Source organism: Saccharopolyspora hattusasensis (assembly GCF_050972075.1).
GTDB lineage: Bacteria > Actinomycetota > Actinomycetes > Mycobacteriales > Pseudonocardiaceae > Saccharopolyspora > Saccharopolyspora hattusasensis.
Genome location: NZ_JBPCDC010000001.1, coordinates 710,085 through 723,158 on the forward strand (window position 1 = coordinate 710,085; position 13,074 = coordinate 723,158).

The 13,074-nt window shown below is 67.9% G+C and carries 12 protein-coding genes; 6 read left to right on the forward strand and 6 right to left on the reverse strand.

What is annotated here, in order from left to right; translation table 11 throughout:
• Nucleotides 1–17: 17 nt before the first annotated feature.
• From ACRXBZ_RS03310 to ACRXBZ_RS03335, 6 genes are read right to left on the reverse strand one after another with little or no spacing between them, the layout of a single operon-like run.
• Entirely contained in the window at nucleotides 18–458 is a 441-nt protein-coding gene (locus ACRXBZ_RS03310; protein ID WP_433877722.1) for a carboxymuconolactone decarboxylase family protein, read from the reverse strand.
• Between the two features lie 4 nt (nucleotides 459–462).
• Nucleotides 463–2,106 (reverse strand): class I adenylate-forming enzyme family protein, encoded by a 1,644-nt coding sequence (locus ACRXBZ_RS03315; RefSeq protein ID WP_433877723.1) that lies wholly within the window; start codon nucleotides 2,104–2,106, stop codon nucleotides 463–465.
• Nucleotides 2,103–3,803, reverse strand: a complete 1,701-nt coding sequence (locus ACRXBZ_RS03320; RefSeq protein ID WP_433877724.1) for a CoA transferase — start codon at nucleotides 3,801–3,803, stop codon at nucleotides 2,103–2,105. The genes ACRXBZ_RS03315 and ACRXBZ_RS03320 overlap by 4 nt, the downstream gene beginning before the upstream one ends.
• On the reverse strand, nucleotides 3,800–4,606 hold the full coding sequence (locus tag ACRXBZ_RS03325; RefSeq protein WP_433877725.1) for a class I SAM-dependent methyltransferase: 807 nt from the start codon (nucleotides 4,604–4,606) through the stop codon (nucleotides 3,800–3,802). Before ACRXBZ_RS03325 ends, ACRXBZ_RS03320 begins: the two co-directional genes overlap by 4 nt.
• Nucleotides 4,603–5,739: a DegT/DnrJ/EryC1/StrS family aminotransferase gene (locus ACRXBZ_RS03330; protein ID WP_433877726.1), complete on the reverse strand. Its 1,137-nt coding sequence runs from the start codon at nucleotides 5,737–5,739 to the stop codon at nucleotides 4,603–4,605. Before ACRXBZ_RS03330 ends, ACRXBZ_RS03325 begins: the two co-directional genes overlap by 4 nt.
• A complete protein-coding gene (locus ACRXBZ_RS03335) occupies nucleotides 5,739–6,926 on the reverse strand; it encodes a DegT/DnrJ/EryC1/StrS family aminotransferase (RefSeq protein WP_433877727.1) in 1,188 nt (395 codons plus the stop codon). Before ACRXBZ_RS03335 ends, ACRXBZ_RS03330 begins: the two co-directional genes overlap by 1 nt.
• Before the next feature lie 312 nt (nucleotides 6,927–7,238).
• Here ACRXBZ_RS03335 and ACRXBZ_RS03340 point away from each other — a divergent pair, with 312 nt between their 5' ends.
• The 6 genes from ACRXBZ_RS03340 to ACRXBZ_RS03365 are packed head-to-tail and all read left to right on the forward strand — an operon-like array spanning nucleotide 7,239 to nucleotide 12,965.
• Nucleotides 7,239–8,273 carry a Gfo/Idh/MocA family protein gene (locus ACRXBZ_RS03340; RefSeq protein ID WP_433877728.1) on the forward strand — a complete coding sequence of 345 codons (1,035 nt, stop codon included), beginning with the start codon at nucleotides 7,239–7,241 and terminating at the stop codon, nucleotides 8,271–8,273.
• On the forward strand, nucleotides 8,263–9,174 hold the full coding sequence (locus ACRXBZ_RS03345; RefSeq protein WP_433877729.1) for a sugar phosphate isomerase/epimerase family protein: 912 nt from the start codon (nucleotides 8,263–8,265) through the stop codon (nucleotides 9,172–9,174). The genes ACRXBZ_RS03340 and ACRXBZ_RS03345 overlap by 11 nt, the downstream gene beginning before the upstream one ends.
• On the forward strand, nucleotides 9,174–10,478 hold the full coding sequence (locus ACRXBZ_RS03350) for a M20/M25/M40 family metallo-hydrolase (protein ID WP_433877730.1): 1,305 nt from the start codon (nucleotides 9,174–9,176) through the stop codon (nucleotides 10,476–10,478). The genes ACRXBZ_RS03345 and ACRXBZ_RS03350 overlap by 1 nt, the downstream gene beginning before the upstream one ends.
• Nucleotides 10,475–11,602 carry an Ldh family oxidoreductase gene (locus tag ACRXBZ_RS03355; protein WP_433877731.1) on the forward strand — a complete coding sequence of 376 codons (1,128 nt, stop codon included), beginning with the start codon at nucleotides 10,475–10,477 and terminating at the stop codon, nucleotides 11,600–11,602. Before ACRXBZ_RS03350 ends, ACRXBZ_RS03355 begins: the two co-directional genes overlap by 4 nt.
• On the forward strand, nucleotides 11,599–12,549 hold the full coding sequence (locus tag ACRXBZ_RS03360) for a Gfo/Idh/MocA family protein (RefSeq protein WP_433877732.1): 951 nt from the start codon (nucleotides 11,599–11,601) through the stop codon (nucleotides 12,547–12,549). Before ACRXBZ_RS03355 ends, ACRXBZ_RS03360 begins: the two co-directional genes overlap by 4 nt.
• Nucleotides 12,546–12,965: a DUF6917 domain-containing protein gene (locus ACRXBZ_RS03365; RefSeq protein ID WP_168589399.1), complete on the forward strand. Its 420-nt coding sequence runs from the start codon at nucleotides 12,546–12,548 to the stop codon at nucleotides 12,963–12,965. Before ACRXBZ_RS03360 ends, ACRXBZ_RS03365 begins: the two co-directional genes overlap by 4 nt.
• The last annotated feature ends 109 nt before the right edge of the window (nucleotides 12,966–13,074 follow it).

A 13,074-nucleotide genomic window follows, 5' to 3' on the forward strand; every position in this document is an offset into this window, starting at 1 on the left:
TCTCACATCTCGTTTCGTTACGAGGAGGTCGCTATGGACAGCCGGTTGTAGGCGTTGATCAACGCGATGGTCCATAGCAGACTCGCCAACTGCGGTTCGTCGAAGTGCTTCTCCGCCGGCCGGTAGTCCTCGTCTGGCACCTTTCGGTCGTTGAGCAGCGTCACGGACTCGGTCAACCGCAGCGCCGCCTGCTCACTTTCGGTGAACAGGCTCGAGTCCGGCCAGTTCTCCAGCTCCTGCAAACGATGTTCGGACTCGCCCGCCTCCCGCGCGGACCGCGTGTGCATCGCGATGCAGAACTGGCACCCGTTGAGCTGCGAGGCACGGATGCGGACGAGCTCGAGCAATTTCACGTCCACACCGGATTCCCGCGCGCGTTCCTCCGCGTCCCGGCTGAGCGTGTTCAGGGCACCGAAGTTCTCCGGCGATTCCTGGATGAGATTGACTCGCTGGCTCATGGTTTCAGCTCCCAACCGGGTCACAAATCTGGGCAGTACTGCGTTCGACGGCGATTGCCGTGGTAGTACGGCGGCATACCTTCCCGGTCGGAGCCAACGGAAGTTCCGGCAACCGAACCAGGAACTCCGGTAGTTTCCGCCGTTCAAGGCCGCGCTCCTGCTCTAGGAACCCGGTGATCTCGGCGAGAGACAGCTCGGGAGTCCCCGCGGCTTGACTGATGCACGCGCACATTCGTTCGCCGAGATCGTCATCTGGTACCGGAACGCAAGCCACATCGACGACCGCCGGATGTGCGCTGATCTCACGCTCGACCTCAGCCGGGCTGATCTTGTAGCCACCCCTCGAGACGACCTGTTCGATCCTCCCGAGGACGTGCAACCGCCCGTGCTCGTCGAGCAACCCCAGGTCTCCGCTGCGTACCCAACCGCCCGGCGCGCGATAACGGGCATCGAGCTCAGGGGCCGCCACATAGCATAGCGGAGTCATCGGACCACGAGCCCAGATTTCGCCGGACTCGCCCACCGGAACAGGCTGCCCCTGGCGGTCCACGATGCGGATCGATGCGACCGACTCATCCGGAGTTCCGGTACCTGTTTCCCGGCTGGTGCCCGTTCTCGCGGTGTGGCAGTTCACCCCGTCCGATGATCCGTAGATGGTGATGACCTCGCAGCCAAGCCGCCGGCGGCATTGCGCCACGGTGACATCGGAGAGCGGAGCAGCACTCGACACGACGGCGCGCAGGCTCGACGTGTCTTCGTCCGGTGCGCTGGGATGTTCCGATAGCCGCCGCAGCATCGTCGGTACCCCGAACAGATGGGTCGGACGGTACTTGGTGACCATCCGCAGAACCTGCGCCGAATCGAACCGCTCAGCGAGCACCAGCGTCCAGCCCAAAGCCGCGATGGCAACGAAGGTCGCGCACGAACCGTAGGACGAGGCCATCGACATGAGGATGAGGCCGCGCGCCGGCCCTTTTCCGCCGTGCAGGGCCCGCACATAATTCGCTCGCCCGCCGACCATGGCGTTGTGCGAATAGGCGATCATCTTCGGCTCCGCCAAGGTACCAGAGGTGACGAGAATCCGGACGGGGGCCTCCGGATCGACCGGCCGCGGGGACCAATCGTTCGACGGGACCACGTCGTCCAGCGAGCGTGTCCCGTTCTCGCCCGCACCGAAGGTGAATACCGCGCGAATATGCGGCAGCTCGCGGGCGATGTCCGCGTCCGGCGCGGCGCCGAAGATACCGGCGCTGGCACGCGACCGGCCGAGCAAACTGATCGTATCCTTGCTACCGCGGCCCGCCGGGTACGGCAGCGCCACCGCGCCGATGGCGGCGACCGCGAGTTCCGCTACGGCCATCCGCCACCCGTTGGGCATGCGGATTCCGATGATGTCCCGCGCGCCAAGCCCGGCATCGGTCAGCGCTGCCGCGATCCGGCGCACCTCACGGTCCAGCGCTGCGTAGTCGAGCGACCGTTGCGCGTCGATGACCGCTTCGCGATCCGGGTGTGCCCGAACATGCTCGGTGAAGAGCGTGTAGACGTCCTTACCCGGGCAGTCGCCTTGGCGCACCCACTGGCTCCGCAGTTCCGCAGGCACGCAGTCCCGGATTTCGGTGTCCGCCAGGGAAATCCAGTGGTCGTTCATTCGAACTCCCAAGGTGTCAGAGGAAATACGTGCTCGTCGCGTCCCAGTGCCAAATCGAATCTCGGATCGGCGGCCAGGTCCCGCAGCTCGGTGCACACCTGTGTCGCCACCACGTCTGCCTCGGCCAACAGCGAGATCGATGTCGCCGTCGGTTGCTCCCGCAGCCTGGTAGCGATCTCGGCGGCGGTGCCGGAAGACCTGAGTCCAAGTGGCCCCGCAACGCTGCTGGGAGCTATTCCCCGCGGCAGGACGAGGTATCCGTCACCGGTCGCCAGGGGACGATCGAGCTCCGTCCACACCGGCCGGTGGCGAGGCCGCGGCACCACGCCGGCCGATGAGTACAACGAAGAGTCCACCCTCGACCCGGTACCGGTGCGAACCCGCCTGAGCAACGAAGCCAGCACTCCCTGCGCACACACCAGCCCGCCGAGAATGTCCGTGAGTGTCATCAACGACGGGGCGCTCGGCTCGTCCTCGGGGTAGGCAGCGGCGCCGAGACCGCTATGCGCCTGCACCAGGAAATCGGTGCCCACCGGTTTATCGAGCCAGGGCAGCGGTTCCCAGCCCGATGCCCACGCATAGGTGAGTCCCGGCCTGCAGCGGGCGAGATCCGCCGCATCCAGACCCAGCTGCTCGGCCTTGCCGGGCGCCCAGTTGTGCACGAACACGTCAGCCTCCGCGACGAGCTCGTAAACTGCGCGCCGACCGGAATCGGTCTTGAAGTCCAGCTCGACAACCCGTTTGCCCTCGTTCAGGGCGCGGAAGCGCGCGGAGCAATCGCCCGCCATCGGCGGGATTCCCCGCATCGGATCGCCACCCGGCGGCTCGATGCGGATGACCTCGGCCCCCAGCATCCGCAGAACATGCCCCGCTACCGGGCCCTGGACCCGCCGTGTCGACTCCACCACGACGATCCCCTCGAGTGGTCTCGCAAGGGATGTCGCCGGCCGGACCTCCCCCATACCCGGGAGAATGCGCAGGCTGCACGCGGCAACATCGACCGGATGCGCAGGATACTCCCGCAACGGCAGCGCGTGGATACCGGCGGACACGGCTGCGGCCGAAATGACGTCGTAGTCCAAGCCCGCCATCGTCTTGTGCAGTTCCGACGGCAGATTGGCCGATGCCGTGGCGAAACGCTGCTGGAAGGGCCACCAGCCCTCGCCGATCGCTGCGGGCTCGGCACCGAGCGCACGCCAGAACAGCTGCCAGCCCTCGGCATACAACGTTTCAATTTCGAACCGGATCCCGTCCCGCGACCGGAACGGTGGACGGCCACCAGCTTCCCAACTCTCCACCCAGTCGTCGTCGCTGGTCGCCGCCGCGAGATACTGCTGTACCGCCAGCAACGCGGCCTGCGCGACGGACGTGCGGACCGCGCTCAGCCGGACGCCCCGCTCGCGTGCGATGGATCCCGCCAGGACTCCCTGCGCCGCAAGTACCCCGGCCACCGTCGAGGCGTAGTCCACGCCAAGCCTGGCCGGCCGACCGGCGGCCCGCCCGTGCACGTGCATGATCCCGCACGCCGCCTGCACCGCAGACTCGTCCGGCAGCGGTATACCGACCGGGCCGGACCAATCGATATCGGCATCGACCTGCTTTGCCGCGCAGTCCGCCGGCAAGGCGCTCAGCTGCGCCTCCGCCACCCGGGCGGCGACCTCTGCGGCCGCCTTCCGAACCGGAGCCGACGTCGTCACGACTGCAGTTCCTTTCGCCCCTGCACCGAGTACATGACGCTGGACGATGCCTGGAACGACGGTTCGCGCATCGTCGCGCGCACCTCCGCCAGCTCCTCGTCTGTCATCCCCACCGAGACCAGCCCGTCCCGCAGCTGATACGTGTGGTTCAGCTGCAGCTGCAGAGCCGCCGACTGCGCGTGCCGCAACTGGATGTACGGCTGCGGGTCGATTTCCACCAGGCCCGCCGCGCGCATCGCCGCGGCGACCCGCCTTCCCCACTCGGGATCGCCGCCACGCGAGCGCATCAACCGCGTCTTGGCAGTCAGGAACTTCTGGTAGACCTGCGCGGCGCGTTCATCAGGTGCCAGCAGCAGCGGTTCGTATGCGGTGTCGAACTCTTCGATCTGCAACCAGCCGCCCGGTTTCAGCGCCCGGACGAGTTTCGCCATGATCGCGTCGCGTTCGGGAAGGTGTTGGAGAACCAGCCTGGCCACGATCAGATCGAACCGGTTTTCCGGCAACGGTTCGATCCTGGCGTCGTGCACGGCCGCAGTCAGGTTTGGGTGATCACCGATGCGGCCCTGCTGGACGTCGGTGGCCAGGACGCTTCCGGTGGGCGCGACGCGGTCGGCGAGCCATCTCGCGACCGAGCCGTTGCCGGCCCCCAGCTCCAGGCAGTGCCAGCCGTCCGAAACCCCAGTGGCGGCAAGTCGTTCGGTGGTCATCGGGTCATACGCAGCGGTCAAACAGCGGTACTGCTCACCTCGGCGGCTATTGTCACTGAACACGTAGTCGTGCGTGTCGGATGCGACCGTCGTCAACGCGATACACCTTCCTCGCCGGCAAAACCGCAGACCGCGTCGGCGATGTACGTCACCTCGGAGTCACTGAGGTGCGGGTAGATCGGGAGTGCCAGGATCCGCCGGCTCGCGTATTCGGCGTTCGGCCACCGCCCGCCCGCGGGGGCGTGCGGCGCGAATCCCGCCTGCAGCGGAAGCGGCTGCGGGTAGTAGACGTGCGAGCCGATGCCCCGCTCCGCCAGGTGATCGCGCAACTCATCGCGTTCCTCGGCTTGAACGCAGTAGACGTAGTAGCAACGTCCTTCGCTCCCCGACGGCGGGGGCACGACACCACGACCGTCCAGCCCGGAGAAGCGTTCGGTGTAGTAGTCGGCGATGGCGGCCCGACGTTCCAGGCGCGCCGGGAGTCCCGCGAGCCGGTACGTCTGGAAGGCCGCCTGGATCTCGTCGAACCGGCTGTTCGTCCCGACGATTTCGTAGACGAACCGCCGCCGGTTCTGCCCGTGGTTGCGCAGCATCCGCACCCTGCGCCCCAGCTCTGGGTCGCGAGTGACGACAGCACCCCCCTCGCCGGGCATGCCGAAGGACTTCACCTGCACGAAAGAGAAGACGCCGGCCTCACCCCAAAGCCCGGCGGGCGTGCCGTCCAGCACCGCTCCCTGGGCTACCGCGGAGTCCTCGAGAAGCCGCAGCCCGTACTTCGCCGCCAGCTCCACGAAGCGCGGCATATCCGCCATGATCGAGAACATGTGCGCCGGCATGATCGCCTTGGTCCGGTCGGTGATCCGCCGCTCGACGTCGTCCGGATCGACGACCATGGTGTGCGGGGCGATGTCGGCGAAGACCGGCTTCGCCCCCACCTCGAGCACCGACGACGCCAATGGCGCACAACCGAAGGCCGGCACCACCACCTCGTCCCCGGACCCGATGTCCATCGCGCGCAGCACCAGGCCGAGAGCGCTGGTGCCACTACCGCAGGCGACGACATCGGCTGCGCCGAGCGATTCCCGCAGCAGCTCCTCGAAATCGGCGGTGCGCTCACCGAGGATGAACTTCTGCTCGCGCCCGGTGCCGATCTCCCGGAGCAGCTCGAGCATTACCTTCCGGTCGTCGGCGAACAGGTCCGTTGGAAAGAACGGGAGTTCCGAACGCATCAGGCGCACCTCCGGAAGCAGAACTCGCGAACGGCGGAGCAGACCCGGTCGAGTTGCCCGTCTTCGAGATCGGGGTACAGCGGTAGCGCCACGGCCCGCTCGCTGGCGGCTTCCGAGGTCGGGAAGTCCCCTCGCCGGTGCCCGTGCCCGGCAAAGCAGAGCTGCAGGTGCAGTGGCGTCGGGTAGTACGTCTCGGTGCCGATCCCGCACCGGGCCAGGTGGTCGACCAGCTCGTCGCGATGTTCGACCTCGATCAGGTAAGCGTAGAAGACCGCCACCGCCCCCGGTCCCCGGTCGACCACCTGCGGAAGCCGGAGCACGCCGGGTACCCCGCGAAGCCTTTCCCGGTAGGCTTCGGCCAGTTCCGCTCGGCGGGCGATGTCGGCATCCAGGCTCGTCATCTTGGCCAGCAGCACGGCCGCCTGGATGTCGTCCATCTTGCTGTTGGTGCCCACCAGACCGGTTTCGGTGGAAATACCCGGGAAGTTGTCGAGGGTCCGGCCGAATCGGCCGTGGTGCCGCAGCCCCGAGACCAGCTCAGCGATCTGCGGATCGTTCGTGAGCACCGCACCGGCGTCACCCAGCGCACCCAACGTCTTGCTGGGGAAGAACGAAAGCACACCACCGGCACCGTGCAGGCCCGCGTGGATCCCGGCCTGCCGCATCCCGATGCTCTCGGCGCTGTCCTCCAGCAGGGTCAGCCCGCGGCGGTCGACGACTTCGCGCAACGCGGGCATATCGGCCATCTGGCAGAACAAGTGCGCCGGCATCACGAAGCGGGTGCGCGGCCCCGCGACCCGGTCGACCTCGGCCGCATCCAGCGCGTAGGTGACCGGATCGATGTCGGCGAACACCGGCCGCCCGCCGGCGAGCACGACCGACGTCGCGGTGGAGACGAACGAATACGCCGGCACCACCACTTCGTCCCCGGGACGCAACCCGGCCGCGCGCAGCAACAGAATCAGCGCGTCGGTGCCGCTGTTGACCCCTACCGCGAAACGCGCACCGGTGTAGTCGGCGAGCCGGCGCTCCAATTCGCCGACCTGGCGCCCGTGGGAGAACTTCCCGTTGTCGAAGACCTCCTCGACGCGGGCGCTGATGGACGACCAAAGCCGGTCGAACGTTCGGGCTTGCGAGAAGAACGGAACAGAAACTTCGTCGGCGGCTGTTTCATTCGGCGATGTCATTAATCCTTCATCGCTGACGGGATCCGTCCCGCAGGACAATACGACCACACTCCTGTTAGGACACTCGATCGGGTTCGCGATCATGAACCTAGCCGACTCGCAACCCAGACCGAAAGCCGTCAGCCTCCTCGCTAGAATTTTTCACTCTTTCCGGTGAGAGATGAATCTCCATGTTTCGTTGCCACTTCCACCAGACCTCTGAGGACAGTAGCTTCGCTCCGACCGGACTTCCGCCGATCCGAGTTGTTCCGATCGGCATGGAACCGCTTATCCGGTCCCCCCAAAATCAACCCGCAAGGGCTACGGAGTACGATGCTGCAACCATTCGTGGTCGGCCTTGGCCGGGCAGGCGCCGGCCTGCATTTACCGGTTCTCGCAAAAGCGCGAGCCGCCGCGAGCGAACTCTTCCGGCCCGGTCCCGTCGTCGCCTGCGACCCCGACCCGGACAAGCGCCCGGCCACTCCCGGCGTGACCACTGTCGACTCCGCACGCGCGGCCGCGCAGCGACTGGACCCCGATGGCACCGTGGTACACCTCTGCACGCCGCCGCAGAATCGGGCCGAAGCGCTCGCCGGCCTCGCCGAACTCGGCTTCCAGCGGTTCATCATCGAGAAGCCCCTCGCCACCGGTGTCGATGAGCTCGGTGAGATCAGCGCGCTGCGCGGCCAGCACGGGCTCGACCCGGCGGTGGTGACGCATTGGCTGGACTCCGAGCTCACCCGCCGGCTCGTGTCATTGATCCGGCAGCAACGGCTCGGTGAACTCCGATCAATCACGGTGGCGCAGCACAAACCCCGGTTCACCCGCTCCACCGGGACCGACGGGCACCCGACGGCGTTCGACGTCGAGGTACCGCATTCCCTCGGCGTAGTGCTGCACCTGGCCGGGCCGGCGACGGTCCGGCACGCGAAGTTGACCGACATGCACGGACCGAGCGCCGTGCTCCCCCGGATGGGCAGCGCACGGCTGGTCCTGCAGCACCAGAACGGCGTCGTCACCGAGATCTTCTCCGACCTGACCGCACCGGTGAAGCAACGCCAGATCACCTTGGAATTCGACCGCGGCCAGGCGATCGGCCACTACCCCATCAGCGACAGCGACGACCACGCACAGCTGGTGATCCGCGGCGAATCTCCGGGCCGGGAGGTCTTCCGCGATGACGCACTGACCAGCTTCATGGTGCGCGCCTACCGCCATTTCCAAGGATCCGAGCGCGGCGACCACGGGACGTTCGACCTGCACTGCGACGTCGTCGGGCTGCTTGCGGCAGCGAAGCAGCACTGCCTGGCGGCCGAGCAGACCGTCACGTCCACGCCGAAAGGCAGGATTCTCCACGATGCGTGCTGAACAACCTCCCGTGCCGAACCCGCTCGCCGGTATCGGAGACGAAGCGGCCACCGCGCTGACCGACCAGATCACCGCCGTCAAACGTCTCGGCTGGTCGGCGATCGAACTGCGCACAGCAGACGGGATCGCGCTGGCGGACCTGGACGCGCAGCAGTTCTCCAGCGTGCTGCGCACCGTCCGCGCCGCGGACCTCGACGTGGTGTGCCTCGCCTCCCGAATCGGCAACTGGTCCCGGACCATTACCTCGCCGTTCGCCGACGACATGCACGAACTCGACGTCCTGGCGGAACGTTGCCACCAACTGGGCACCCGGTTGATCCGCATCATGTCCTACCCCAACGACGGCCTTCCCCACACCGAGTGGCGTGATCGCGCGCTGACGCGCGTCACCCGGCTTGCCAAACGCGCCGCAGAGCACGGCGTCACGCTGGTGCACGAGAACTGCGCGGGATGGGCAGGCAGCAACGCCGACCGGATGCTGGAACTGGTCCGCGAGGCCGGCGGTGCCTCGCTGCGGTTGCTCTTCGACACGGGCAACGGCGTCGAGTACGGCTACGACTCCCACGACTTACTCCGGCGAATCCTGCCGCACGTCGCGCACGTGCACATCAAGGACGCGATCGGCGAGCCGGGCGACGCCGCATACGTCCTGCCCGGCGAAGGGCAGTGCCGCGTCGCCGAAAGCCTGCGACTGCTGATCGCGTCCGGCTACCCGGGAGCCTTGTCGATCGAACCGCACCTGCTCAACCGGCCGCATGAAGGCGTCCAGGCGGCCGGTTCCAGCACGGAGCCGTTCGTGCAGGCCGGCCGGCGCCTGGAAACGCTGCTGAACGAAGCGGGAACGCCCGCCGCGCTCGACGAGCCGGATCGTTCCGCCAAGACCGGGCACGTCACGTCGTGATGCAGCGCGAGATCTTCGGCCGCGACGACCGGGACCTACTCCTGCACCTGCTGGCGACCCCCACCGTCGGGCCGTTGGAAGCGTCCGCAGCCGACCCACCACCGCGGCTGTGGCAAGCGCAGCGCAGCTACGCCCGGGCTGCCGCCGCCCTCGGATTCCAGACGGTGCGCCACGAAAGCCCGGCGCCTGACGTCTTGGCGCGTGCCGACGTACCGCGCACCGTGCGCGACGCCGCAGCAGACCCGCAGTTCCTCGCACAACAACCGAGCCTGGTGCTCCGCCTCGGACCCGAGCTCCCGCGCGAGGCCACCGTGCTGTTCAACGTCCACCTGGACACGGTCGCCGGCGTCGAACCGGTGGCCTTCCACGACGGCCGCTTCACCGGACGCGGCGCCATCGACGCGAAAGGGCCGGCGGTGGCCCTGCTCGCGGGCATCCGCGACGCCACCCGCACCAACCCCGCACTCGGGCGCGACGTCGGAGTACTCGTGCAGGCCGTGTCGGGCGAAGAAGGCGGCGCGATGGGCACTTTCGGGACCCGCCCGCTCGTGGAGTCCGGTTTTTTCGGCCGGCTCAACATCTTCTGCGAACCGACGGGCCTGCAGTACCTGCCCCGTGCGACGGCCTCGATGACGGCGTGCGTGCAGGTGGACGGCCACGGCGCCATCGACGACCGGCCCGACACCGGGCACAACGCCACCGTGCTCCTCGGTTTCCTCGCCCAGCACATCGCCCGTGAACTCGATCCGCGGCACCGCCCGGGCCGGCTCTGCGTAGCCGGCATCCACACCGGTGACCTGCACAACCGGGTCTACGGCAGCGGAAAACTGCTGATCAACCTCTCCTACTCGAACGCTTCCGAGGGTGCCGCGGCGGAGGCCGAACTGCTCGCAGCGGTCAACAGCGGAGTCGAGCAGTTCACCGCGACCTTCGCCGGCACCCGAGAATTCGCCCGCACCGCGGCCGACGCCTCGTCCATCACCCGCGTGGACTGGCTCAAGCGCGGCTTGCCGTGCCTGCACAACTCCGCGGCGTGGGCCGAAGAACTCCTTACCAACGCCGGCGCGGCTCGCTGGCCGGACAGCACCCCGGCCTTCACCTGCGACGCGATCTGGATGCACGGCGTTCCCGACACCTACACCGCAGTGCTGGGTCCCGGAACCCTCGACGGGAACAACGCCCACGCCGAAGGGGAATTCGCCGAACTGGACGAACTCCGGAGATACGCGTCCATCGTCTCATCGCTGCTCACCGGCTTCGCCGATCAGCACCGCCGCCAGTTCCAGGAAGGGAAGATTCGATGACGCTGCAACAGCGAACGCGGGCCGCCGCGGGCACCGTCCAGGTACGCTACGAAGACCTGCACGCCTGGGTCAGCGAACTGTTCACCGAACGCGGGATGCCGCCGCACCGCGCACGCACTGCCGCTTCCGCGCTGTGCCACGGCGATCTGACGGGATTCGACTCGCACGGCGTGTTCAACCTGTCCCGCCTCTACCTGCCGCTGTTCGACTCCGGCCGGGTCGACCCGGCCGCGGAGCCGGAGATCGTCACGGACACCGGTGCGTGCGCCGTCGTCGACTCGCGGCGCGCACTCGGCCTTTGGTCGGCCGCCGAAGCGATGGACATCGCCGTCGAACGCGCCGGAAGACACGGGATCGGCCTGGTGTCCGTCCGCGACGCGACGCACTTCGGCTGTGCGGGCTATCACGCGACACGTGCCGCCGAGCGGGGCATGGTCGGTATCGTCGCGAGCAACTGCGGAGGCCAACGCATCGCCCGGCCTCCGCTCGGCGCGCTGACGATGCTCGGGACCAATCCGCTCGCCGTCGCTGCCCCAGCCTTGCCGGACCACCCATTCGTACTGGACATGAGCACCACGGTGGTTCCCACCGGCAAGGTGCGCATCGCCGCGAGCCGCGGCGAGACCATTCCACCGGGTTGGCTCACCGACGACACCGGGAACCCGGTAACCGATCCCGCTGTCTTCGACCGCGGCACGGCGCACCTGGGTTGGCTTGGTGGATCCCCGGAAACCGGCGCCTACAAGGGTTACGGACTGGGTCTCGTCGTCGAGTTGCTGGCCGCGTTGTTACCCGGCGCCGACTTCGGCCCCGCGCCGGCGGCCCTGCAGGGCGACGGCGGCCCGCACGGACGCGACGACGGAATCGGCTTCTTCGTCCTGGCGATCGCGCCGGATCTGCTTCGCCCAGATGGCGCCTTCGGCGCCGACGCGCACACGATGTTCACCACCCTGGCCGACTGCCCGTCGGCAGCCCCGGGCGACCTTGTCCGGTATCCCGGCTGGTGGGAGGCCGAACGAGCCCTCGAACGCCACCGTTGCGGAGTCCCGATCCCCGCACACGTCCACCGCGAACTGCTCGAACTCGGGCTGCCCGGCACGGAACCGGCGGGTGGGCACCAGTGACCCCCACAGCCGGGAACGCGCGACAGGTGGCCGTCGTCGGCCTGGGCACGATCTCGAAGTACTACTTGGACGCGATCCACCAAGATCCCGGTTGGACGTTGGCGGCGGTGTGCGACATCCGTGCCGAAGCGCTGGCACCGCACCGATCCGGCACGCCGTGCTTCGGCGACCACCGCACGATGTTCCAGGAGGTAGCCCTGGACGCCGTGGTGGTCACCGCGCCCAACGACGTCCACGCGGCGGTGTGCCGGGACGCCTTGCGCGCGGGTCTCCCGGTCTGCGTGGAAAAGCCGTTGGCGGTGTCGCTCGACGACGGCCGCGAGCTAGCGGCGCTGGCCGACGCCACCGGAACACCGCTGTTCACCGCCTTCCACCGCCGGTACAACGAGAACGTGTTGCGCCTGGCGGACCAGGTCCGCCGGGGCGGCGCCATCGAGAAGCTGACCGTCCGGTACAACGAACTCATCGAAGACCACATAGGTGCCGACAGCTGGTACCTGGACCCGCTGCGGTGCGGCGGCGGATGCGTGGCCGACAACGGGCCCAACGCCTTCGACCTGGTTCGCATGTTCGTCGGCGATGTCACGGTCGCGGCCGCGAGCGTGCGACGCGACCGGCGCGGAACGGACCGCCGAGCCGTGATCGAACTGCGCTCGGCCACCGGCATCCCGGCCACCGTCGAACTCGACTGGTCGTATTCCGGGGAGATCAAAGACGTCGACGTCCTGCTCTCGGGCGGAACGCGGTTCCATGCGGACATGCTGGCCGGTCACCCTGGCTTCAAATCCTCGCTTTGGCACGAATACGCCGGAATCCTCGGCGACTTCGCCGCGACCGTCTCCGGTGCCCCGCGAGAGGACGGCGGCCTACCGGCACTCGACCTCGTCGCACAGAGCTATCGAATCGAACGAGCCGGCGTCCTGGCGCCGGAAGGGCAGGCAAGGTGAATTTCGAAGAGGACGGCGCGAAACGAGCCGTCAGCGGCACGCTGGTGAAAGTGCTGCTGCACCGCCGGGAACAACGGGGCATGTCCCTCGAACCGCACGCGAGCCGCTGTGTCCGGCGAGGCGAGGTCCACGAGCTGGTGACCACCGACCACGAGGACACCTCGCCCGGCGCCCGCATCGACCGCGTCGGCTTCCTGGGATTCGCCGAGATCGGGTGCGCCGGCGTGATCGACCGCGGCGACGAGTTATGGATCGGGGGAACGCTGCTCGGGACCGTGCTGGGCTTCGACGCTTGCCACTTTCCGAACCACTACAACATTCTGATCCAAGCCGAGACACCGGTGACCGGTGCGGACCTGCGGCTCGAGCCGGAAATGCCGGTCGCATTCGCCCCCGCACTGCTACCCGCGAAGTAAACCACCAGCGGCGAAACGCGGCCGGTGCCACCCCCACGGGATGAGCACCGGCCGCTTCGTCCGGTGATCTCGCCGACGATGTCAGTGGGTGCAAAACGAGTTCACGAAC

Excerpts from the sequence above, each read along its gene's own strand:
- ACRXBZ_RS03315 (WP_433877723.1), bottom strand. The coding sequence starts at position 2,106 with ATGAACGACCACTGGATTTCCCTGGCGGACACCGAAATCCGGGACTGC.
- ACRXBZ_RS03345 (WP_433877729.1), top strand. The coding sequence starts at position 8,263 with ATGCGTGCTGAACAACCTCCCGTGCCGAACCCGCTCGCCGGTATCGGA.
- ACRXBZ_RS03330 (WP_433877726.1), bottom strand. The coding sequence starts at position 5,739 with ATGCGTTCGGAACTCCCGTTCTTTCCAACGGACCTGTTCGCCGACGAC.
- ACRXBZ_RS03355 (WP_433877731.1), top strand. The coding sequence starts at position 10,475 with ATGACGCTGCAACAGCGAACGCGGGCCGCCGCGGGCACCGTCCAGGTA.
- ACRXBZ_RS03335 (WP_433877727.1), bottom strand. The coding sequence starts at position 6,926 with ATGACATCGCCGAATGAAACAGCCGCCGACGAAGTTTCTGTTCCGTTC.
- ACRXBZ_RS03340 (WP_433877728.1), top strand. The coding sequence starts at position 7,239 with ATGCTGCAACCATTCGTGGTCGGCCTTGGCCGGGCAGGCGCCGGCCTG.
- ACRXBZ_RS03310 (WP_433877722.1), bottom strand. The coding sequence starts at position 458 with ATGAGCCAGCGAGTCAATCTCATCCAGGAATCGCCGGAGAACTTCGGT.
- ACRXBZ_RS03350 (WP_433877730.1), top strand. The coding sequence starts at position 9,174 with ATGCAGCGCGAGATCTTCGGCCGCGACGACCGGGACCTACTCCTGCAC.